Genomic DNA, 22,664 nt, shown 5'->3' with positions numbered 1-22,664 from the left:
TCATAATTAGATATGATAACAGTACCAGTAATGGCAGATTTATTTGCCGAAGGAAAAGAACCAGATATTTTATTTTGGGTTGGTTCTGCAGGAAGTTTTGATGATAGAGCAAAAAAAATAACAAGAGCATTTGTTAAATTATTAAACAAAGCGAATGTTAATTTTGCAGTGTTAGGAACCGAAGAAAGTTCTAGTGGAGATGCAGCTAAAAGAGCAGGAAATGAATTTTTGTTTCAGATGCAAGCCATGACGAATATTGAAGTAATGAATATGTACAATGTTAAAAAAATTGTAACTGCTTGTCCTCATTCCTTCAACACATTAAAAAATGAATACCCAGACTTAGGAGGTAAATACGAAGTTTTTCATCATACTCAATTTATTGAGCAGTTGGTAAATGAAGGAAAATTAGATTTTTCTAATGCTAACTTAGATATCAATAATATTACTTATCACGACCCTTGTTATTTAGGAAGAGCAAATGATGAGTATGATGCACCAAGGTCTTTAATAAAAGCTATTGGAGGAGTTAACTTGGTAGAAATGAAAAGGTCTAGAAACAACTCTCTTTGTTGTGGAGCCGGAGGATCTCAAATGTTTAAAGAGCCAGAAAAAGGAGAAAGAGATATTAATGATTTACGTACCGAAGATGCATTAGAAACCAAACCTGATGTCATTGCAACAGGATGTCCTTTTTGTAACACAATGATGACAGATGGAGTTAAACATCATAAAAAAGAAGCAGAGATTCAAGTAAAAGATATTGCAGAATTATTGGCAGAATCTTTAGGCTTATAAAAGAATAATAAAATATTAAAAGTGACTATGTCCCACTTTCAAAGTGTTTATATAGTCACTTTTTTTTATGAATAAAACATGAAACATTGGATTCAAGCTGCAAGACTTAGAACCTTGCCTTTGTCATTATCGGGAATCATTACAGGAAGTTTTTTAGCAGCTTCTAAAGGAATGTTCTGTTGGGATATTTGTGTGTTGGCATTGTTAACAACGGTAGGTTTTCAAATCTTATCAAACTTTGCAAATGATTATGGTGATGGTGTTAAAGGAACAGATAATGAAAACCGTATAGGGCCACAAAGAGCTTTGCAAAGTGGGGCAATATCTCCAAAGCAAATGTTAAAAGGAATTTATATAACGATATTTATTACCTTGTTAATAGCGCTATTACTTATTTATGTTTCTTTTGGAAAAGAAAACTTTACACTTTCTATCACTTTTTTCTTTTTAGGATTAGCTTCTATAGGTGCTGCTATAAAGTACACCATGGGTAAAGGTGCTTATGGATATTCTGGATTTGGTGATGTGTTTGTCTTTTTGTTTTTTGGATTGTTAGGCGTTGTAGGTTGTGAATTTTTGTATACGCAAGAAGTATCAAAATTATCTTTTTTACCAGCTGTTTCTATTGGATTGTTTAGTGTTGGGGTACTGAACTTAAACAATATGAGAGATAGGTTATCAGACATCCAATCGAATAAAAATACTTTAGCAGTAAAATTAGGTGCTAAAAACGCAAAGATTTATCACTACCTATTATTGTCGGTAGGAATGTTATCAGCTATTTATTATGTAATCGCTTTGGGATATTCGTTTAAAGCTTATTTGTTTTTAATATCCTTTGTATTGTTGTTAAAACATATCAAAACAGTATACACCAATAAAGAAGCGGTATTGTTAGATCCTGAGCTAAAAAAAGTTGCTTTAACTACTTTTTTGTTTTCACTCCTTTTTGGTATTGGATTACTTTTAGGATAAGAATATTTTTGTATTTTTAGACACTAAACTAAATATTTAAATCTTATGATTAAGAAAATCATTGTTGTTATTGCTATTGTTCTAGGACTGTATTTAATTATTGGAGTAATTGCTCCTAAAGATGTCTCAGTAGAACACACTGTAGAGATTAATAAGCCGTTAGGTGAAGTGTTCACCTATTTTGATTCATTAGAAAACATGGAGGAATGGTCTCCTTGGCAAAAGAAAGGTTTTAAAACTGTTCATGAATATATAAATGAAGATACTTCTGAAGGATCTATACATCGTTGGGCTTCTACTGATGAAGATAGAGGAGAGGCTGAACATATTACTAAAAGAGTAATTAAAAATAAATCAATCACTTCAGATTTAAATTTTAAAAAGCCATACAAGTTAGTTATTAATGAGTCTTTAGAATTTGAACCAACTGCTTCTGGTACAAATGTAACATTTACAGCAGAAACTCATTATGGGTTTAATGAAAGCATTAAAATGATGTTTTCAGGTGTTAATAAATTGATCAAGAAGGATGTTCAAGATGCTTTAACATATGCAAAAGATGCATTAGAAAGTAAATAAGAATAATAAACATTTAATAAAAAAGGATAACAGTGTTATAACTGTTATCCTTTTTTATCTTTAATTTTAACCTTGTTAAATTATTTTATCATATGAAAAAGTTTTTTCTATACGGAAGTTTAGTGATTATTGCAGCCATTTTTGTGATGATGATTATTGCTCCTAAATCAGAAACCGTTCAAAGATCCATTACTATTGAAGAACCAGTAGATGTGGTGTATCCTTACTTTGCATCATTACAAAACATGGAAGATTATGCTGTTTGGCAAGCTTTAGATCCAAATACCATACATGAATATAGAGGGGCAGGAAATAGTGTTGGCTCTGTACATGCATGGAAGTCTGAGCATGAACAAGTTGGAGTTGGTGAGCAAGAGATTATAGCCATGATTCCTAACAAAGAAATTATTTCAGAATTAAGATTTAAAGAACCTTTTGAATCTACATCAACAGCATTTTTAAAGTTTGAAGAAAATGGAAATCAAACAAAAGTAATTTGGGGTTATGAAGCAAGTTATGGTGCTTTAGAAAGTTTATTTATGATGTTTTTAGACATGGATAAATTATTAGGACCAGATTTTGAAAAAGGGTTAGCAAAAGCCAAGGAAATTATAGAAGAATAAAAAGTAAATTCAATAAACTCAAAACCTTTTGGCTAAAACCAAAAGGTTTTTTTAGTGTATGAAAGCAAGCTATAAAAAATACATTCTAGAATTTAAACAAGCATCTGGAACATCAAGAGGGGTGTTAAAAACCAAAGAAACTTATTTTATCATTTTAGAAAATGAAGGGAAAATAGGCTATGGAGAAACAGGATTATTTAGAGGCTTAAGTATAGATGATAGACCCGATTATGAAAGCCAATTGGCTTGGGCTTGTGAAAATATTCATTTAGGTATAGAGGTTTTATGGAGTAAAATGATTGAATTTCCATCCATCCAGTTTGGATTAGAACAGGCTTTTTTGTCTTTAAAAAGTGCTGATGGATTTAACTTATTTCCTTCAAAATTCACAAAATCAGAAGATGAAATTCCAATCAATGGATTGATTTGGATGGGGAGTGAAACATTTATGCAAGAACAAATAGCAGATAAATTAAAAGCAGGTTTTTCTACGATTAAAATGAAAATCGGTGCGATTGATTTTGATACGGAAATTAAACTATTAACCGCTATTAGAAAAAAATATTCCGCTAAAGAAATTACTTTAAGAGTAGATGCCAATGGAGCTTTTACTCCAGAAAATGCTTTAGAAAAATTAGAACGTTTGGCAAGTTTAGACATTCATTCTATAGAGCAACCTATCAAACAAGGTCAATTAAGTGAAATGAAAGATTTGTGCTTAAAAACGCCTGTTCCTATTGCTTTAGATGAAGAATTAATAGGTGTTTTTAAATATGATGATAAAGTAAATTTATTGAATAACATTCGTCCACAATACATTATTTTAAAACCAAGTTTGGTTGGTGGTATAAAAGGGAGTAATGAGTGGATTGAGATTGCCAATTCTTTAAATATTCCTTACTGGATTACCTCTGCCTTAGAAAGTAACATAGGTTTAAATGCCATTAGTCAGTATACCTATACTTTAGGTGTTTCTTTACCACAAGGTTTAGGAACGGGGAGTTTATTCACCAACAATATGGAAAGTCCTTTAGAGGTGATAAATGGAAATATAAAATACAACAATAGCAAAGCATGGAAAGTAAATTTATAGCTCAAGCCTATAGTGGAGATTCAAGTATTTGGAAATATGTACTAGGAATTGTTTTAGTAACTCTAGGTGCTTTGGTATTTTCTTTACCTTATAATTTAATTATAGCAAATAAAGTTTATCAAGGAGTTGCCGATGCTGCTAAGGTTGAAGATTTAAACTATCTCTATACTTTAATGGATAGCAATTCCTCATTGTTTTATATGATGCTGCCATTTGTTGGAGGATTGATAACTTTATTTTTGGTAGTAAAAAAAATACACAAACAAACTTTAACAAGTTTAACAACAAGTAGAGTTAAGATAGATTATAAGCGTGTTTTCTTTTCGTTTTTCTTTTGGGCTTCTATGGTTTTAATTTTGTTTTTTGTTGGTTATTTAATTAATCCACAAGAGATAGTTTGGAACTTTAATGCTAAGAATTTCGCGATTTTATTTTTGTTATCAATTGTGTTAATCCCTATTCAAACCAGTTTAGAAGAATATGTTTTTAGAGGGTATTTAATGCAAGCTTTAGGAGTGAGTTCTAAAACAAAATGGTTTCCTTTATTGGTAACATCGGTTATTTTTGGTTTGTTGCACTATGCCAATCCAGAAGTAAAAGAGTTAGGGTATGGAATTATGGTGTTTTATATAGGAACGGGGCTGTTATTAGGTGTAATGACTTTGATGGATGATGGGATGGAATTGTCTTTAGGGTTTCATGCTGCTAATAATTTAATAACCGCTTTGTTGGTAACGGCAGATTGGACAGCTTTTCAAACGGCTGCAATTTTTAAAGATATATCATCACCAAGTTTAATGATGGAGTTGGTTGCGATGGCTGTTTTATATCCTTTTTTGATATTTGTTTTATCAAAAAAATACAAATGGAGTCATTGGAAAGAAAAGTTGATATAGCAGTTTATAAATAAAAATACTTAGTTATTTTAGAACACAAAACATAAAAATTATATGTCTCAAGAATTTTTTGCTCACGAAACAGCTGTGATTGATGAAGGAGCCAATATTGGTAAAGGAACTAAAATTTGGCATTTTAGTCACATTATGCCTCATTCAGAAATTGGGGAAGTTTGTAATATTGGTCAGAATGTAGTGGTATCTCCTTTTGTAAAATTAGGACGAAATGTAAAAGTGCAAAACAACGTTTCTATTTATACAGGTGTAGAGTGCGAAGATGATGTTTTTCTAGGGCCTTCTATGGTGTTCACCAATATCGTTAACCCTAGAAGTGCAGTTGTTAGAAAAGATGAATATAAAATCACCAAAGTTAAAAAGGGAGCAAGTATAGGGGCGAATGCTACGATTATTTGTGGTCATACTATTGGTGCTTACGCCATGATAGGTGCAGGTGCAGTAGTTACAAAAGATGTTAAACCTTATGCATTGGTAGTAGGGAATCCATCTAAACAAATAGGTTGGGTTAGCGAGTACGGACATCGTTTAAATTTTGATGCAGAGGGTATTGCAGTTTGTAAAGAGAGTTTACAAGAATATAAATTGAGTCAAGATATAGTGACTAGAATAAGATTATGAGAAAATTAATTTGGGGATTATTATTAGGGTTAAATATTGCCAATGCTCAAGAAAAAGAGATTCTTTTTCCTGAATATGATAGTCAATTAAGAATTCCATTTAATCACGCTAGTTATAGTGTTTTTGAACAAGGGATTTATCAAGCGGATAATGCACACACTACTATAAAACCTTATGTGTATCAAACTGTGGGTAAAGTAGCTGGGTTGGATGCATATAAAACCAATTTATTAAAAGATAAAAAGTCTTGGGGAGGTAGAAAATTGTGGAATGAACATTTGGTAGCTGTTAGAGGAAAAGATTACTGGGTAAATTTAGATGTATTGTTAGATGTTGATGCTGGGATTGATAACACCAATGTTGGTAATACTTTTAACAATATTAGAATTTTAAAAATTGAAGGTCAGTTAGGGAGTAAATTTTCTTATTCTGCTTCGGCTTTTGAGAGCCAATCAAAATACACGCAATTTATTAATGAATATATAAAAATCAATCAGCCAGAAGACGCTAATGGATTAATTCCTGGTCGTGGAAAGTCTAAAGCTTTTGGAGAAATAGGTCATGATTACGGAATTTCTACGGGGTATATTTCTTACACCCCAAATAAATTTTTTAATATTCAGTTTGGGCATGGACAAAATTTTATAGGTGATGGATATCGTTCTTTATTTTTGTCCGATGTTTCTGCACCAAGTACTTATGCAAAAGTTACAACTACTGTAGGTAAGGTTCAATACACAAATATGTGGATGTGGTTAAAAGATTTTAATTATTCTATTGATGATGCTTCAGCTGGTATGAATTATGGTCATAAAAGAAAATATGGAACTTTTCATCACTTAAGTTGGAACGTAACTTCACGTTTTAATCTTGGTTTTTTCGAGGGGATTATTACGGATAATTCAGGAAGTTCAGGAGCGTACCCTGCAGAATATTTTAATCCTATTATTTTTTACAAAAATTTAGAATTTGCCAATGGAGAAGATTCTGGAAATGGAATTGTAGGAATGGATGTAAAATATAGGTTAGGTAAAAATAACGTGTTTTATGGTCAGTTTTTATTAGATGATTTTAAAGCCAAAGAGTTTTTTAAATCAGATGGTTATTGGGCAAACAAACATGCAATTCAGGTTGGAGCAAAGTTTTTTGATGCTTTTAATCTTAAAGGATTACAATTACAAGCAGAATTTAATAAAGTTACTCCTTTTACTTATTCACACGAGCAACAGCATAATTACGCTCACTTTGGTCAACCTTTGGCTCATTTATGGGGAGGAAATTTTTGGGAAACAGTATTTATTGCTAGATACAATAAAAATAGATGGGGAGCACATGCCAAGGTAGTATATGGTAAAAAAGGTTTTGATATTGACGGCGATACTACTTCATATGGTGGAAATATATTTGTGTTGGCAACCGAAAGAAATAATGATTATGGACAAAAGTTTTTGCAAGGTAATGAAGCAACAACTTTAAATGTAGATATGGAAGTTAGTTATTTAATCAATCCATCTAATAACTTTAAGTTGTTTGCCGGAGCGTTAATTCGTAACTTTAAATCAGACAGTCCTATTACTAGAATAGGAATTGAGCCAGAATCTACAGGTTATACTTTTAATACAGAAAATACACAGTGGTTTGTATTAGGGGTAAAAGCAGATTTATTTAACAACTATAGAGATTATTAATAAAAATGAAAAAAACTAGTATAAAAGAGATGCCTTTCTTTTATGATAGGTATATTGATTTAGTATCAAAAGATTTAAGTGTATTAGAGGCATTAACGGTTTCTAAAAATAGTTTAGCATCCATAAAGGAAAAACTTATCAAGTTTCAAGATGTTCAATATCAAGAAGGAAAATGGACACCAAAAGATATTTTACAACACTTGATAGATGTAGAAAGAATTATGTCTTATAGAGCTTTGGCTTTGGCTAGAGGAGAGCAACAAGAATTACTCGGCTTTGAAGAAAATAAATATGGTAAAGAAACCAATGCAAAATACAGGTCGGTAGAAGATTTATTAGAGGAATTCTCTTTAGTAAGAAATTCAACTTTGGCAATGTTTAAAAGTTTTAGTGATGAAATGCTTTTAAAAGAAGGGCTTTGTTCTGGAATACACGTTAGTCCTTTAATTTTCGGATTTATATGTGTAGGTCATATACAACATCATATAAATGTATTGCATGAAAGATATTTTAACTAAAAAAAGCAACTCATTAGAGTTGCTTTTTTTTAGTCTTTATAACCAAAACGTTTTAACTGTCTATCATTAGAACGCCAGTTTTTGTTAACTTTTACATAAAGTTCTAAGAAAACTTTTTTATCAAAAAATATTTCTAAATCTTTTCTAGCTTGCATTCCTACTTTTTTAAGTGCAGCTCCTTTGTGACCAATAATAATTCCTTTTTGAGTTTCGCGTTCTACCATAATAATGGCACGAATACGAATAATATTATCTTCTTCAAAAAACTCCTCTGTTTCAATTTCTACAGCATAAGGAATTTCTTTTTTATAGTTTAATAATATTTTTTCACGAATCGCTTCGTTTACAAAGAAACGTTCTGGCTTGTCTGTTAACTGGTCTTTAGGATAAAAAGCAGGAGATTCTGGTAGTAACTCTTTAATTTTATCAAAAACAGGTTCTATATTAAATTTTTCTAAAGCAGAAATTAAATATACGTTTGCCTTAGGGACTTTTTCTTCCCAATAAGCTAGTTTTTCTTCAATTTCTTGTTGGTTAGAAGTATCAATCTTGTTAATCAATAACATCACAGGAACTTTAGAGCTTTGAATTTTATTAAAAAACGCTTCGTCTTTTAATTCTTTCTCTCCAATTTCCACCATGTAGATTAAAATATCAGCATCTTCAAAGGCAGATTTTACAAAATCCATCATAGAAGTTTGCATTTCATAGGCGGGCTTAATAATTCCTGGAGTATCCGAAAACATGATTTGATAATCATCTCCGTTTACAATTCCTAAAATACGATGTCTGGTTGTTTGCGCTTTAGAGGTGATGATAGATAACTTTTCACCAACAAAGGCATTCATTAAAGTAGATTTCCCAACATTGGGATTTCCTATAATATTTACAAAACCTGCTTTGTGTGTCATGGGTAATAATTGAATTGCAAAGTTACGTAAACCTTTATTAAGAATGATAATGTGAAGAATAAGAATTATTTGGTGGATTTCTTGTTTTAAGAAAGTAGATATACTCTATAATTCATTCATAATTTCTGCAAATAATTTATAAGAATGTATTTTGTCTTCTATACTATAAATATTTGTAGCAACAATTAATTCGTCCACTTTGGTTTTTTCTAAAAAAGCTTTGATTTGTGTTTTAACTGTTTCTTTACTTCCAACAAAAGAGTATTTAATCATTTGTTGTACAGAAGGATGTTGTAAAATTTCTTTTAAATCAGCGGTCATTTCACTAGGCTCAGATATAGGTTGTCTTTTACCAGTAAGTATGCCAACAATTAATTTAAAGAAAGAGGTTGATAGCTTTTCAGCTTCTTCATCAGTATCAGCAACAATCACATTAATACCAACAATAATGTATGGGTTTTTTAATACACTAGAGGGTGTAAACTTTGTTCTATAAATATCAATAGCATCCATAAGCATACTAGTGGCAAAATGACTAGCAAAAGCATAAGGAAGCCCTTTTTTAGCAGCCAAATGAGCGCTGTCTGTACTAGATCCTAAAATATATAGAGGAACATCAACACCTTCGGCAACGGTTGCTCTTACTTTGGAACTTGCGTTTTCTTCAGAAAAATAATTCTGAATTTTGTTGATTTCTTGCGGAAAAGAATGGGCAGCATCCATAAAGTCAGAACGAATAGCGCGAGCTGTTTCTTGGTCTGTCCCTGGCGCTCTTCCTAAACCTAAATCAATTCTATTAGGATACAAAGAGCCTAAAGTTCCAAATTGTTCTGCTACAATTAATGGAGAATGATTGGGTAACATAATTCCGCCAGAACCTACCCTAAGAGTTTTGGTTCCTTGTGCAACATAGCCAATAAGTATGCTTGGAGCACTACTAGCAATAGTTGGCATGTTATGATGTTCTGCCAGCCAAAAACGTTTGTATCCGTATGATTCTGCTTTTTGGGCTAAGTGAAGAGTATTTTTATAAGTTTGTGATATGCTGGTTCCGTTGGCTATAACGGCTAAATCTAAAATAGAATATTGAACGGGTTGGGTACTCATGTAAAATTATTTAAAATCTATTGACAAAATTTTTAGTTTGGAATTAAAAATTTTGTTGGTTTTTAGATATCACTGTGATTAACATTAATCACAATGATATCATGTGTTTTGCTGAATTTTAAAAGTCGTTTTACACGGTTAAACTTTACAAGTTCTAAGGTTAAGTTTTTATATAAAAGTCAAGTGATCAAAATTTTGTCCTAATATTTTTTTAGGATCAGCTTCTAGCCATTTTTCTAAAACCGTTGCATATACTTGTCTAAAATCTATTTCATATTTAAGGTCTCCATTACTATCTAAATCAGCTAAGTTTGGATGATTGTTGTAGATTCCTGGTTTCTTAAGATTTTCGGTAATTAAAAATAAATTATTGGCAGCTCCATGGTCTGTACCGTTACTTCCATTTTCTTCTACACGTCTTCCAAACTCAGAAAACACCATAATTAAAGTATCTTTAAAAGTGTCGTTTTGTTTTAAATCGTTCACAAAAACTTCTAAGCCTTCTGATAAAATATTCATCAATCTTTTATGTCTATTAATTTCAGCAAAATGTGTGTCAAATCCTCCCATAGAAACATAGTAAACTTTGGTTTCTAGGTGAGAGTTGATAAAGCTAGCCGTAGTATTTAGCTGTTTTCCAAAAGCATTTTTAGGGTAATCAGCTTTAGATTGATAGGTTTTAGATTTGTTAAAAATGTACGAAGCCGAAGATTCTGCTTGAATCATTTGTTTGTATAAATAACCTAAGTTTTCCTCACTTAAATGCTCATCCATATGATGGTCAATCACTTTTTTAAAGAATGGATCATTGGCATTTCTGTATAATAATTTAGGATCAAAAGCAGCAATTCCACTAATATCTTTTCCTTTTAGTGCCAAAGAAAGTTTATTGTCTACATCAATAGCCATATGCGCTTCTTGGTTATAGGCATCTAAATAATTTCCTAACCATCCCGATGATTTATACTCATTAGCATCACTTGCTGTTTGCCAAATATCTGCAGATCTGAAGTGTGATCTTACTGGGTTAGGGTACCCAACATTATTAATAATACTTACATACCCTTGATCGTATAAATTTTTAAATGATGACATAGAGGGCGGCAATCCAAGCTCTCCGTTTAGGTTTAAAATTTCGGATTTAGGTATAGAAATATTAGGTCTGTTTTTATAGTATAAATCGTTTCTATAAGGAACAACAGTGTTTAGTCCGTCATTACCCCCAGAAAGTTGAATAACTACTAACTTTTTATGACCAATAAGTTTTTTTGGAATATTTTCAAAAGCTCTAACAAAACTAGGAACAAATAACATTCCACTAGCCAAAGAACTGTTAATTAAAAAATCTCTTCTTTTCATAATAGGTGGGGTTTAGCACATTTGGTATTCTGGTAAAGACATTAGGGCAATACAGAATTCTTTGATGTTGTTAGTGTTTATTTTTTTGATTAAATCTAAAGTGTTTTGATTTAGGTTAGAGCCAATAAGGACTTCTTGCCAATCTGATGCGTTTGTGTTTTTTATTTGTTGATTAAATTCTTTCCAATCAACAGTTGTAAATAATAACTTGTTCTTGTTTTTTTTACGTTTGTTAAAAGTTTCAAAATCATCCTCAAAAGCTACTTCGGGTTCTAATTCTATTTCTTTTTGTTGGGCAATGGTAGAGGCTAATTTTAATCTTAGCATAATGGTGTTTGCATCAATCCATTGTTTATTTCCTGGCCAACCCGCTACGTTTGGCGGATATAAAAGTTTTTGTCCTAAATTAAATTGTAAGTATTGAAAATATCTATCTTTCTTAAAGGTGTAGGGAATTACTTTTTGAATTCCAACCAATAATTCTACAGGAGATTTTATTTTAACATTTATGTTTTTATCCTCATAAAACCAATCTGCAGTAAGCACAAATTCCATCAATTCAGAAATATTATAGTTCTTTCTAAACACCTTAGCCATTTGGGTAATATGTTTTGCGTTGGGTGTAGGGTTTACAAATTCTTTATATATTTTTTCTGAAATAAAAAGCGCGCATTGTGGTTGTTCTAAAATTATATCAATAATATCAGTACCATCAAACTTACCTGTTTTACCTAAAAAAGTTTTGGTTCCAAAATCATGTATATTTTTTCTAAAAACAAATTTTGTTTTGTTAGATGACCAACCAGTAAAAGCCCTTGCAGATTCTTTAATATCCTTCTCGGTATAATGTCCATTACCTAAAGTAAACAACTCCATTAGCTCTCTGGCATAATTTTCATTAGGATGTTCTTTTTTGTTTTGTTTATTGTTTAGGTACTTATTCATCATAGGATTTTTAGAAATTTCTAACACAAAATCTCTAAAATTTCCCAAAGCATTTTTCTTTAAAACCAAAAGATATTGTTGGGTTTGCAAGATGTCATTTTCAGCACAAACAAAATGATTGGCCCAAAACAAGGTCATTTTATCTCTTAATAATTCGGTTGAATGATTTAATTGATGATACCATTCTGAATTTAAATCTGCTAGTAAACGTCTGTTTTCTTTTTGTAACATACGTTTTTTTTCGTCAGTATTTTTAAGCGCAATAATTTCTTGTAACGTAGATGTGTTTACCACAAGAGGAGTAATTGGTTTAGATTTTTTTAAGAGGTGTTGTATGTTTTCATCCAATGAAAAACGACTTAATTCATCTAAATCCTTTGGAAGTATTCCAAATCCTACTCTGTTATATAGGTGTATAAGATGCTTTTTATTCATGGTACAAGGGTTGTTAGTTTTAGGTTTTGTATACTTTAAGACTATTTATATTGGTATAAGTTTAATAATAACGAGTAATTAATAAAAATAGTCTTGTTAAGTGTTGTTTTTGGTGTCTATTTTGTATTTGTATATAGGTGTTATGCGTGTTTTATTTAAGTTATTGTTCAATAGTAAGTTAGCTTTTTTTGTTGAGAAATAATATTTAAATATTGTGAGAATCGTTGATATCACTTATATTTGCAATCCAAATCGCGGGATAGAGCAGTAGGTAGCTCGTCGGGCTCATAACCCGAAGGTCACTGGTTCGAGTCCAGTTCCCGCTACTAAGCAAAAAGGCTTCACATAATATGTGAAGCCTTTTTTATTTAGATTTAGAAATGTTTTTATAAAACAACTTTTATCTCATAAGAACCACTATTTAAAATTTTAGAGTAACTACTCTTTTTAATTTTTTTATGGTTTATATAAGCTTTAGCATAATTGTCAGGGAATATAAATTCTGCTGTCATCCCTTTGGGAATTGTTATTTTATATAGAGTTTCGTTTTTAGTTGTTTTATGTTCTGCAAGGATAAATCCTACTTGAGTAGGGATTTTTATTTTAGAGAATGATAAATCGGCTAATTTAGGTTGAATAGTAGCTGTTTTAAAACCTGGTGTTTTAGGTTTTACACCCCACATATAACGAGTAATGATGTTTAGTGGAGCAGTACCCCAAGCATGATTCCAATCAGAATTTGGTTTGTATTTTAAGTCCCAAGCCTCCATGGCCATTGTAGACCCTACTTTTAACATATTCCACCAGTTTCTATCTCCCTCAGTATTGGTTATTAATGCTATGGCATATTTAGCTTCATCATACTCAAACAATCCTTCAAGTAAATATTGAGCACCATAAACACTACAAGCCATTCCTCTAGATTTTATAAAGTCAGTAACACTTTTTACATGTTCATCAGGAACTAATCTAAAAGCTAATGGTAGCATATTACCATGTAACGATGCGTGGTTTGATCCTTCTCCATCAATATAAATTCCTCTATGGGTATCAAATAATTTATGGTTGATGGTATTTTTAACTCTACTAGCTTTGTTAGTAAATAAAAGCACATCTTCTTTTTTATTTAAAAACCCAGCTATTTTACTCATTAACTTTAAGTTGTAGTAGTAAAATGAATTTACCACAGTGTTTACATCAACAATTTCGTAGCCATCTCTTTCTCCTTCGGCAGTTGCTAATTTCCAACCTGTATCTTTTTGTGCAGGAGGCCAGTCTATTATATCTTTTATTTTGGTGTTTGCCTTTTTAAAACCTAGTTTTTTGATTAGTTCTGAGGTTAATTTTGGAGACTTAGAACTAATTAAGCCATCGGCACGTTCTAAATCCATAAGTGTTTTTAGTTTTAGATTTTCGTAATGTTTTTTTAAAGGCTCAAGATTGCCAGTGTACATATAATCTTGATAAAACAATAAAACAGTATGTAGTAACCATTCGGTTGGCCAAGTAGGATGATTGATGAAATATTCATTTGTTCTTGTAGCCATAGAATATTCGTTGTCTACACTGTAATGACTTAACTGATTGATGTATGCATCAGCTTCGTAAGGAATACGTTCTCTATCTCCATCAACATAATATCCTGTAAAACTAGTTGCTTTAATAGTGTGTTTGCACATTTCCCAAACAGCATTCATTGTTTCGTTTGAGGATAAAAAATAACTAGCATGGTCGTTAAACTGATAATGAACTGCTTTTTGTGTGATGTTTAAATCTGTAACTGGAACTTTTAAGTTTTCAATTTCAAAATATCTAAAAGGCATAATAACTCCTATGCTATCGGGTAGTTTAATAGCGGCTTTCCCAGTATTTCTTTTATCAGGGTTAAGTTTTGGAGAAATAGGTTGATTTTTGGGTAATTGATTGATGATTGCTTGTTGATATCTAATAGTTCCTCCTGGTTTTCTATCAATGATATTATTGTTTAGTTTTTCTCCCAAACGACAGATAATTGAATCGTTTTGGGCTGTTTTAGAAGAGATTTCTACATTACCAAAAAAAGCTTTTCCAAAATCAATTAAATAATGCCCCTCTTTAATTTTTGTGATGTTTTTAGAGGAGAAATTTGAAGTTTTTAAATCTATATTTTGTGCTTTAAGCTGAGTTAAAGAAAGAGTAAGGAAGAGTAATAATATGTGTTTCTTCATGAAGAATTGATTTTATTAAAAACTTAAAACAGCTTACTATTTTAGTAAGCTGTTTTAAGTTTTATAAGCAATAAAGTTATATAAACTAAAATGATGAAGAGTTATGTTTTACACAGATTTAATATCCCAACCTGGCTCGTATTCTCTAGACCATAATTTCATAGCTTCTCTATTAAATATGCGTCCTGTGTTTTCATCAACATCAAAAGATTGATTTATTCTAGAGGCAATATTTGCATAATGAGTTAACATTTGACTAATAGCTCCTTGCTCAATAGGAGAGGTTAATTCAGCTTTTCCTCTAATGGTATCAAAAAAGTTTAAAGTGTGAGCCACTGTAAGACCACCACCTCCACCAAGAGCGTTTCCATTTTCTAAGCCTGGAATTATATTTTCTTTAACTAATTTTCCTTTAATATCATATAATTTATATCCATCTCTATCTATAAAAGCAGAACCGTTAGAACCGTAAATAATAGTACCTCTACCGGCACCGTATTTATCGTAACCATTTCTACTACGTCCGTCCCATTGAATGGTTCTATTTCCACCAAATCTAAAAGTAGCTTCCATAGTATCGTACATCTCCCATCCATCATCTTTGTAGTGGAATTTACCAGATCTTACATCAACATGTTCAGGGTATTTTACATCTAAAGCCCAACGAGCAATATCTAATTCATGCGTTGCATTGTTACCCATTTCTGCAGTTCCATAATCCCATCCGTACCAATGCCAATTGTAGTCCCAAGTATTATCTGTATAGGCTCTTCTAGGAGCTGGTCCTTGAAATAAATCCCAATCTAATCCCTCTGGAGGAGCTGTTTGTACCTGATTAGGAACACGACCTCTTTTACTCGTGTAAAAAGCAATGGCATTGTAAACATCACCTATAACTCCGTTGTGAATGTCTTTTATAATTTCTTGAGATTGTAAAGAAGAACGCTGTTGGTTACCCATTTGCACTACTTTTCCGTACTTTTTTTGGTAGGCAATTAATAATTCCCCTTCTTTTAAATTATGACTACAAGGTTTTTCTAAATAAACATGTTTACCCGCTTGCATAGCCATACACGCTCCGGGTGCATGCCAGTGATCTGGAGTAGCCATAAAAATAGCATCTACATCTTTATCGTTAAGAACTTTTCTAATATCGTTTTCTAGTTTTGGTTTGTGATGACTTTCTTCTCTAACTTTTTGCCCTGCCTTATCACGTTGACTTTTCATCACATCACACAAGTAGCTTAATTCAATATTGTTCTTTTTATCCATAATAGGTTTCATGTAGGAACCATAACGTCTTCCTAATCCTTGAATAGCAACATTTATTCTGTCGTTAGCTCCAATAATTTTAGAATAACTTTTAGCACTCATTGCATTTGCAGAGGTTGAACCTAAACTAATTCCAACAGCACCAATCGCTGCTTTTTTTATAAAATCTCTTCTGTTTGTACTCATGTTATTTTATTCTTTAGTAGGGTTAATAGAACGAACTTTTACGTTTTTAAAAGAAACCAAGTCTCCGTGGTCTTGTAATAAAATTTGACCTTTTTCTAATTCTCCAAAGTTTGGCCATTTAACGTATTTACTTTCAGAAACTAGTTTTCTAAAATGATCACTTTTTCTTTCGTATTCTAAAACTTTAGTTCCGTTTAACCAGTGTTCAATATGGTTGTTTTTAGAAATAATATGCGCTGTGTTCCACTCTCCAACAGGGTTGATAGGTTTGTTAACATCTGCTTGAATTAAGTCATATAAAGAACTAACCGTTCTACTTCCTTCGTGGTTTCCTAATTTTGCATCTGGATGTAAGTCATCATCTAAAATTTGATATTCTAAACCTATAGAAGAACCAGATCCTTTATTGATTTCTGTATCAACGTAATATTTAATACCACTATTACCTCCAGGAGTCACTTTAAAATCAACTTTTAATTCAAAGTCTTTAAATAATTCATTCGTAACAATATCACCTCCAGCTCTAGATTCTGCTCCTCCAGATGATAATACGCTTAACTCTCCATTTTCTATAACCCAACCTTTTTCAGGGAATTTATCAAGTTTAGCACCACGCCAACCGTTGGTTGTTTTTCCATCCCATAATAACTTCCAACCTTTTTTCTTTTCATCAATGGTTAATTGGTTTTTAGCAATAATAGGATCAATAGTGGATTTGGTAGTGTATTTAGAAACGTTTTCTGTTAAAATTTTAATGTTTTTCCACACAATTTCTGTTCCTTCTTTTTTGTTAGAGTGAATACTATGTACTTGTAAGCAAATAAATCCTTCACTTGTTTTTTCATCAATTAAATAAGCAGCAGGAACTCCGTTTACCCATGTTTTTATGGTATCTCCAATAGCTTCTATTCTATAGTGATTCCATTCATTTTGTTTAAAAGCTTTTTGTGCAGCCGGATTGTTATCTAGTGGGTTTAACCAACCACGTCTTGCTTCATCATAAATACCTCCACTCCAAGCACGTTCAGATGGATCTATTTCTACTTGATAACCATGTACTCTTCCGTCTCTATAATGTGGAAAACTATTACTTCTAATCTGTATTCCAGAATTCATACTAGGATCTACTTTATAATCTAATTCTAATATAAAGTCACTATAAGTTTTGTCTGTAGTTAAAAAAGAATTTGGAGTGTTGTGTATGGTGCTTCCAACAATTGCTCCATCTCTTACGGTGTATTTTGCATTTCCACCTTTTTGGTGCCAACCGTTTAATGTTTCTCCATCAAATAGTTTTACCCATGGAGTATTGTCTTTCTTATTACAGCTAAATAAGAATGTAATACTAAGCAACAATAATGACTTGTTGATCAATGTTAAAGTTTTCATGTTTTAATTTTTTATTTCAATAATTGATTGCTAAAGTATATTTTTTTTGTTGTTTATGTATGGATTTTTCATTCAAAACCATGTTTTTTTAAGTATTTCTCATTGTTTGATAGTTTTTGATTAGCAATGTTTTTGATTTTATGAATTTGGCAATAATATCCATTAATAATACTATTATGTCCATATCTAAACTTTGTTTTGATGATAAATTAGCAACTAATAACTAAACAAATTATAAATATGGAAAAACTAAAAATGTTATTGGTTGTCTTATTGGTTGGCTTTACAACCAGTACATGGGCACAGAGCAAAGTAGGGGGGATTGTAACAGATTCCCAAAAAATGCCTGTACCAGGAGTTAGTATTGTGATAAAGGGAACCTCGACAGGTGTGGTTACGGATTTTGATGGACGGTATCAAATTTCATTAGAAAAAGGTGATGAGTTGGAGTTTACTTATCTAGGGTTTAAAAAACACTCTGTGGTATATAATGGTCAGGTTAACTTAAATGTATCTTTAATAGAGGATACATCTGAACTTGACGAAGTGGTACTTATTGGTTATGGTTCTGTTAAAAAAAGTGATTTAACAGGAGCAGTAGTTTCTTTAGATAATAAAACTATTACCGAGCAAAAGAAAACCAATATTGGTCAAGCTTTACAAGGGCGTGTAGCTGGGGTTGATGTTAGGGTTAATAATAACAAACCAGGAGCTCCAATTTCTATAGATATTAGGGGGAATACCAAAATTCAGAATACAGATGCTACTCGTGATGGGTTAAGTGATAATATTGAAGATGATTTATCAAAACCTTTATATGTAGTAGATGGAGTATTCTTTGATGATATCAATATTTTAAACCCTTCTGATATTCAACAAATAGATATTTTAAAAGATGCCTCTGCTACTGCAATTTATGGTTCTAGAGGAGCAAATGGTGTGGTTTTGATTACAACTAAAAATGGTATTGAAGGAAAAACTGTTTTTACTTATGAAGCAACTGTGGGGATAAATTCTGTAGCTAATAAACCAAAGATGTTTAATGGTGATGAATATGTTGCTTTTGTAGAAGATGTAATTAGAAGTAGAAATTGGCAAGGACTTTTTGATTTTGGTGCGGGAGTTTATCCTACAGTAGATGATTATAATAATTTGGCAGTAGATTTTTCAGGTGAGTTTAGAACTTCAAACGAAGAAGCAGACAATGTAGCGAATCGTCGTTATACAGATTGGCAGAATGATTATTTAAAAACAAGTCTTCAAACAAGCCATAGTGTTGGAATGTCTGGAGGGAGTAATGGTCTTACTTATAACGGATCTATAGGATACTTAAGAGACGAAGGAGTGATGGGGGATCAAGTGTTTGAACGCTACAACTTAAGTACTTCGATCTCTAAAAAAGTAACAGAAAAGTTTACTTTAGGTTTAAAAGCTTATTTGTCTCTTTCTGAAAGAGAAACAGGAAGTAATGAGTTGTTTAGAAGTACCTTGCGTTTGGCTCCTACAGTAAATCCTCGTGACCCACAAGGAAATCTTATCATGTTTCCAGACGATCAAGATGGACGTTTTACCAACCCATATTATGAAGCTTATGATAATGCATGGTTAAATAATAGAAGAACTTTAGATGTTATTTCTAATGTATTTTTAAACTATAAGCCAACAAGTTGGTTAAACTTTAAAACTCAATTCGCTCCTAATTTAAGAGCGACTCGTCATGGACAACAGTTTGGGTTGTTAACTAAATCTGCTAGAAATGAAGCATCACGTACTAGAGCTTATTACGATGCTTATTTTGATAGTTCTTATACTTGGGATAATATAATAGATGTAGATTTTGATGTAGCAGAAGGTCATAATTTAAAAACAACCTTAGTCTCTTCTTTATATTATAGACAAGATGAAAATAGTAAAATTGAAACCAGAAACTTTGATACAGATGCCTATAAGTTTTATAACACAGGTGCTGGTTTAGATGTAATGGCTTATAACACAAACTATGTAAAAGAAACTTTAGCTTCTTTTGCTGCTAGGTTAAACTATAGTATTAGAGATAAGTATTTATTCACCTTTACAGGAAGATATGATGGTTCTTCTAAATTAGCAGTCGGTCATGAATGGGCATTTTTCCCATCCGCAGCTTTTGCATGGAAAGCAAGTCAAGAAGATTTCTTACAAAATGTAGATTGGTTAAGTAATCTTAAGTTCCGTTTAAGTTATGGGGAATCAGGAAATGATGATTCAGCAAGTCCATACCAATCATTAGCATTCTTAAATGGATCAGATTATCCATTTGGATCAGATCATGTAAATGGAGTGCAAGTAGCAGGTTTGGCTAATTACGATTTAACTTGGGAGCGTTCAAAGGAATTTAACTTTGGTTTAGATGTAGCTGTTTTTCAAAACAGAATACGTTTAGGATTGGAGGTTTACAATAAAAAAACGGTTGATGCTATTTTAGGAAAAGCACTATCATCTATTACTGGTTATGGAACAGCGATAGGAAACTATGGGTCTGTAAGAAATAAAGGGGTGGAATTAACATTAAATACTGTAAATGTTCAAACACAAGATTTTAAATGGTCTACAAGTATAAATTTTGCTAGAAATAAAAATGAAATTTTAGAGTTAGATGGTACTTTGGATAAAATTCCATATGGAAATCATGGAGTACTTCAGGTAGGTCAACCTGTAGATGCTATTTATAGTTATGAGATGATTGGAATCTGGCAGTTAGATGAAGCTGCAGAAGCACACCAATACAATAGTTTTCCAGGAAAATGGAAATACAAAGATCAGAATAACGATGGTGTATTAAACCAAGATGACAATACCGTAATTGGATCGGTATCTCCAGACTGGATTGGAGGAATGACCAATACTTTTACCTACAAAAATTTAGACTTATCAATACAAATGCACACAAGACAAGGAGTTTATGGGCATTCAGAATTTTATAACAATTTTGCTCCTTGGCAAAATGATAGAGCTAAGTTTAATAAGGTGAAATTAGATTATTGGACACCTAATAATCAAAATGCTAAGAATCCAGCGGCTCATTATGGATCAACAGGTGATGATTATTATACAGATTTCGATTTTGTTAAAATCGGTAACATTGGATTAGGATATAATTTCTCTAAAGATGTACTAGATAAATTAAAGATGTCAAGTCTTAGGTTAACTGTTGATGTACAAAACCCATTTACGTTTACTGATTATGCCGGACCAGATCCTGAAACAGGAATGAATAATACATATAACGCAAGTTATATGACAAAAACAGTATTGTTCGGACTTAAGTTAGCATACTAATTTTTAAACCTATCAAAGATGAAAATATATAAAAAAATAAAACCAGTTTTAGCATTGTTAGCTTTTTCGATGCTATTAAACTCCTGTGATGATTTTATTCAGGAAGATGCATATTCTTCTGTAACAAGTGAGAATTTTATAGATGAAAATAATGCAGATCAATTAATCGTTGGAGTATATGCTGCTACAAGAGGCGTGTATAGAACTCATGCATATAAATTTGAAGGAACTGATCTTTTTACGACCAAAACCGAAGTTTTTTCTTTTAGTAGTGGTAATGATTATAACAATATGGTAGCTCCTATAACCAATGGTGTTTGGAGTAGTAATTACAATGTAATCTCCAAGGCAAATACAGCTATCAATAGATTTGAAACTCAAATAAGTTGGAGTAATAATAAATTAGAAGAAAAAGCTTACGGTATTGCTCAAGCAAGAGCGTTAAGAGCATTGGCCTTTTTTAATTTGGCTGTTCAATATGGAGGTGTAGTTTTAGAGTTAGAGGAGCCTTTAAGTATTCGTAATGATTATACTCGTGCTAGAGAAGAACAAACTTTTAGCCTAATTATAACTGAATTAGAAGCTGCTATTCCAGGTTTAGAAGATGATCCTCAAACAGGACGTTTCTCTAAAAGAGCTGCTAAACACTTATTGTCAGAAGTATATTTAACCAGAGCCTACAAATCTTATGCTGGAACAAATGATTTTCAGACTGCTGCAGATTTGGCTGTTGAGGCTATAGATGGGTATGATATTAGAACACAAACATTTGCAGAAGTTTTTGATTATGATAATCAGGTAAATCCAGAAATTTTATTTGCAACACAATGGGAGAATAATGAGTTTTCTGGAGATAGAAATAACAATAAGCACTCTTTATTTATGTACAATTTATTCGATTATCCAGGAGTTAGTCGTTCAAATCAATATGGAGTACAAGGCGATGGTTTGATGATGACACCATATTTTTACTCGTTATTTGCTGATAATGATACACGTGAAGATGCAACCATACATCGTGTAATTTATGCAGACGAACCTGGGTTTTCAGTTGGATCAGATGTAATTATACCTGGTGATACCTTGGTGTATTTTCCAAAACAAGCACTAGATGTAGCGGAGCTTACCGATAAGTTAGATAGGTACTGGGTATTTCAACCAGATGAATACCTGTGGGGTAAGCCAGATGATATTGCGGGAGTAAATTACACATATTCATCAAATCCATATTTTGTAAACTTTCCAATCATGAAAAAATTTGATGATGAGGTTTATTTTGACGAAAATGGAGGAGCTAGAGATACTTTTGTTTTTAGAGTTGCAGAAACACATTTATTAGCAGCTGAAGCTTTTTTAGGGGCTGGTAATACCGTTCAGGCTTTGTTCCATATTAATAGAGTAAGAGAACGTGCTACAGGAGTTATCAATCATTATTTAACTATTGATTTAGATGATGTTTTAGAAGAACGTGCTTTAGAATTGGCAGGAGAAACCAATCGTTGGGCAGTGTTAAAACGTATGGGGAAATTAGAAGAGCGTATAGAATTGTATAATCCTCATGTGATAGATCATGGAGCTTTTGATGCTACTAAGCATTTATTACGTCCAATACCTACTAGAGAGTTAGATTTATCTCCAGACACAATGAAGCAAAACCCTAAGTATTAATAAAAAGGGAAAATTAAAGGTGTTTTTTTTAAGTTAATTTAGTTTTAGAATTAGGCAGGTGAAT

The 22,664-nt window shown here is 31.9% G+C and carries 18 protein-coding genes and 1 tRNA gene; 12 read left to right on the top strand and 7 right to left on the bottom strand.

The features are described from left to right. Nucleotides 1-12: 12 nt before the first annotated feature. The 9 genes from AXE80_RS10525 to AXE80_RS10485 all read left to right on the top strand — a co-directional run bounded on the left by AXE80_RS10525 (nt 13) and on the right by AXE80_RS10485 (nt 7,806). Nucleotides 13-798 carry a (Fe-S)-binding protein gene (locus AXE80_RS10525; protein WP_237340608.1) on the top strand — a complete coding sequence of 262 codons (786 nt, stop codon included), beginning with the start codon at nt 13-15 and terminating at the stop codon, nt 796-798. A 78-nt stretch (nt 799-876) separates the two neighbouring features. Further along, on the top strand, nt 877-1,773 hold the full coding sequence (menA, locus tag AXE80_RS10520) for a 1,4-dihydroxy-2-naphthoate octaprenyltransferase (protein WP_068827059.1): 897 nt from the start codon (nt 877-879) through the stop codon (nt 1,771-1,773). A 45-nt stretch (nt 1,774-1,818) separates the two neighbouring features. After that, complete coding sequence (locus AXE80_RS10515) at nt 1,819-2,352, top strand: SRPBCC family protein (protein WP_068827057.1); 534 nt, start codon at nt 1,819-1,821, stop codon at nt 2,350-2,352. 92 nt (nt 2,353-2,444) lie between these two features. Further along, nucleotides 2,445-2,975, top strand: coding sequence for an SRPBCC family protein (locus AXE80_RS10510; protein WP_068827055.1), 531 nt, complete (start codon nt 2,445-2,447; stop codon nt 2,973-2,975). Between the two features lie 58 nt (nt 2,976-3,033). After that, nucleotides 3,034-4,068 (top strand): o-succinylbenzoate synthase, encoded by a 1,035-nt coding sequence (locus AXE80_RS10505; protein WP_068827053.1) that lies wholly within the window; start codon nt 3,034-3,036, stop codon nt 4,066-4,068. After that, nucleotides 4,050-4,964, top strand: a complete 915-nt coding sequence (locus AXE80_RS10500; RefSeq protein WP_068827051.1) for a CPBP family intramembrane glutamic endopeptidase — start codon at nt 4,050-4,052, stop codon at nt 4,962-4,964. Before AXE80_RS10505 ends, AXE80_RS10500 begins: the two co-directional genes overlap by 19 nt. Before the next feature lie 54 nt (nt 4,965-5,018). After that, nucleotides 5,019-5,600, top strand: coding sequence for an acyltransferase (locus AXE80_RS10495; RefSeq protein ID WP_068827049.1), 582 nt, complete (start codon nt 5,019-5,021; stop codon nt 5,598-5,600). Next, entirely contained in the window at nt 5,597-7,288 is a 1,692-nt protein-coding gene (locus AXE80_RS10490; protein ID WP_068827047.1) for a hypothetical protein, read from the top strand. Before AXE80_RS10495 ends, AXE80_RS10490 begins: the two co-directional genes overlap by 4 nt. A 5-nt stretch (nt 7,289-7,293) precedes the next feature. Continuing rightward, nucleotides 7,294-7,806 (top strand): DinB family protein, encoded by a 513-nt coding sequence (locus tag AXE80_RS10485; RefSeq protein WP_068827045.1) that lies wholly within the window; start codon nt 7,294-7,296, stop codon nt 7,804-7,806. Between the two features lie 29 nt (nt 7,807-7,835). Here AXE80_RS10485 and era read toward each other — a convergent pair whose 3' ends face one another. The 4 genes from era to AXE80_RS10465 form a co-directional block, all read right to left on the bottom strand. Then, nucleotides 7,836-8,717: a GTPase Era gene (era, locus tag AXE80_RS10480; RefSeq protein ID WP_068827043.1), complete on the bottom strand. Its 882-nt coding sequence runs from the start codon at nt 8,715-8,717 to the stop codon at nt 7,836-7,838. Nucleotides 8,718-8,822: 105 nt separating this feature from the next. Then, entirely contained in the window at nt 8,823-9,824 is a 1,002-nt protein-coding gene (locus tag AXE80_RS10475) for an LLM class flavin-dependent oxidoreductase (RefSeq protein ID WP_068827041.1), read from the bottom strand. Nucleotides 9,825-9,992: 168 nt separating this feature from the next. After that, nucleotides 9,993-11,183 carry a DUF1501 domain-containing protein gene (locus tag AXE80_RS10470; protein WP_068827039.1) on the bottom strand — a complete coding sequence of 397 codons (1,191 nt, stop codon included), beginning with the start codon at nt 11,181-11,183 and terminating at the stop codon, nt 9,993-9,995. 12 nt (nt 11,184-11,195) lie between these two features. After that, complete coding sequence (locus tag AXE80_RS10465) at nt 11,196-12,563, bottom strand: DUF1800 domain-containing protein (protein ID WP_068827037.1); 1,368 nt, start codon at nt 12,561-12,563, stop codon at nt 11,196-11,198. 253 nt (nt 12,564-12,816) lie between these two features. Between AXE80_RS10465 and AXE80_RS10460 the strand changes: the two genes are divergently transcribed. Next, nucleotides 12,817-12,889: transfer RNA gene (locus AXE80_RS10460), tRNA-Met, on the top strand. A 60-nt stretch (nt 12,890-12,949) separates the two neighbouring features. Here AXE80_RS10460 and AXE80_RS10455 read toward each other — a convergent pair. The 3 genes from AXE80_RS10455 to AXE80_RS10445 form a co-directional block, all read right to left on the bottom strand. Beyond that, nucleotides 12,950-14,770, bottom strand: a complete 1,821-nt coding sequence (locus AXE80_RS10455; RefSeq protein ID WP_068827035.1) for a family 78 glycoside hydrolase catalytic domain — start codon at nt 14,768-14,770, stop codon at nt 12,950-12,952. A 108-nt stretch (nt 14,771-14,878) separates the two neighbouring features. Next, nucleotides 14,879-16,228 (bottom strand): Gfo/Idh/MocA family oxidoreductase, encoded by a 1,350-nt coding sequence (locus AXE80_RS10450; RefSeq protein ID WP_068827033.1) that lies wholly within the window; start codon nt 16,226-16,228, stop codon nt 14,879-14,881. 6 nt (nt 16,229-16,234) lie between these two features. Continuing rightward, the gene (locus tag AXE80_RS10445; RefSeq protein ID WP_068827031.1) at nt 16,235-17,617 is read right to left on the bottom strand and encodes a 3-keto-disaccharide hydrolase; all 1,383 of its coding nucleotides are present in this window, start codon (nt 17,615-17,617) and stop codon (nt 16,235-16,237) included. Between the two features lie 240 nt (nt 17,618-17,857). Here AXE80_RS10445 and AXE80_RS10440 point away from each other — a divergent pair, with 240 nt between their 5' ends. Next, nucleotides 17,858-20,932 carry a SusC/RagA family TonB-linked outer membrane protein gene (locus AXE80_RS10440; RefSeq protein ID WP_068827029.1) on the top strand — a complete coding sequence of 1,025 codons (3,075 nt, stop codon included), beginning with the start codon at nt 17,858-17,860 and terminating at the stop codon, nt 20,930-20,932. Between the two features lie 18 nt (nt 20,933-20,950). Next, complete coding sequence (locus tag AXE80_RS10435) at nt 20,951-22,600, top strand: RagB/SusD family nutrient uptake outer membrane protein (RefSeq protein ID WP_068827027.1); 1,650 nt, start codon at nt 20,951-20,953, stop codon at nt 22,598-22,600. Nucleotides 22,601-22,664 lie beyond the last annotated feature (64 nt).

The organism is Wenyingzhuangia fucanilytica, assembly GCF_001697185.1.
GTDB classification, from domain to species: domain Bacteria; phylum Bacteroidota; class Bacteroidia; order Flavobacteriales; family Flavobacteriaceae; genus Wenyingzhuangia; species Wenyingzhuangia fucanilytica.
The sequence above is the reverse complement of the archived record's forward strand: the minus strand, read 5'-3'. Positions and strand labels throughout refer to the sequence as shown.

What these genes read in the sequence shown, in the direction of transcription:
- AXE80_RS10455 (WP_068827035.1), bottom strand. Translation starts at nt 14,770, where the DNA reads ATGAAGAAACACATATTATTACTCTTCCTTACTCTTTCTTTAACTCAG.
- AXE80_RS10470 (WP_068827039.1), bottom strand. Translation starts at nt 11,183, where the DNA reads ATGAAAAGAAGAGATTTTTTAATTAACAGTTCTTTGGCTAGTGGAATG.
- AXE80_RS10475 (WP_068827041.1), bottom strand. Translation starts at nt 9,824, where the DNA reads ATGAGTACCCAACCCGTTCAATATTCTATTTTAGATTTAGCCGTTATA.
- era (WP_068827043.1), bottom strand. Translation starts at nt 8,717, where the DNA reads ATGACACACAAAGCAGGTTTTGTAAATATTATAGGAAATCCCAATGTT.
- AXE80_RS10490 (WP_068827047.1), top strand. Translation starts at nt 5,597, where the DNA reads ATGAGAAAATTAATTTGGGGATTATTATTAGGGTTAAATATTGCCAAT.
- AXE80_RS10505 (WP_068827053.1), top strand. Translation starts at nt 3,034, where the DNA reads ATGAAAGCAAGCTATAAAAAATACATTCTAGAATTTAAACAAGCATCT.
- menA (WP_068827059.1), top strand. Translation starts at nt 877, where the DNA reads ATGAAACATTGGATTCAAGCTGCAAGACTTAGAACCTTGCCTTTGTCA.
- AXE80_RS10465 (WP_068827037.1), bottom strand. Translation starts at nt 12,563, where the DNA reads ATGAATAAAAAGCATCTTATACACCTATATAACAGAGTAGGATTTGGA.
- AXE80_RS10440 (WP_068827029.1), top strand. Translation starts at nt 17,858, where the DNA reads ATGGAAAAACTAAAAATGTTATTGGTTGTCTTATTGGTTGGCTTTACA.
- AXE80_RS10495 (WP_068827049.1), top strand. Translation starts at nt 5,019, where the DNA reads ATGTCTCAAGAATTTTTTGCTCACGAAACAGCTGTGATTGATGAAGGA.
- AXE80_RS10485 (WP_068827045.1), top strand. Translation starts at nt 7,294, where the DNA reads ATGAAAAAAACTAGTATAAAAGAGATGCCTTTCTTTTATGATAGGTAT.
- AXE80_RS10445 (WP_068827031.1), bottom strand. Translation starts at nt 17,617, where the DNA reads ATGAAAACTTTAACATTGATCAACAAGTCATTATTGTTGCTTAGTATT.
- AXE80_RS10510 (WP_068827055.1), top strand. Translation starts at nt 2,445, where the DNA reads ATGAAAAAGTTTTTTCTATACGGAAGTTTAGTGATTATTGCAGCCATT.
- AXE80_RS10500 (WP_068827051.1), top strand. Translation starts at nt 4,050, where the DNA reads ATGGAAAGTAAATTTATAGCTCAAGCCTATAGTGGAGATTCAAGTATT.
- AXE80_RS10515 (WP_068827057.1), top strand. Translation starts at nt 1,819, where the DNA reads ATGATTAAGAAAATCATTGTTGTTATTGCTATTGTTCTAGGACTGTAT.
- AXE80_RS10450 (WP_068827033.1), bottom strand. Translation starts at nt 16,228, where the DNA reads ATGAGTACAAACAGAAGAGATTTTATAAAAAAAGCAGCGATTGGTGCT.
- AXE80_RS10525 (WP_237340608.1), top strand. Translation starts at nt 13, where the DNA reads ATGATAACAGTACCAGTAATGGCAGATTTATTTGCCGAAGGAAAAGAA.
- AXE80_RS10435 (WP_068827027.1), top strand. Translation starts at nt 20,951, where the DNA reads ATGAAAATATATAAAAAAATAAAACCAGTTTTAGCATTGTTAGCTTTT.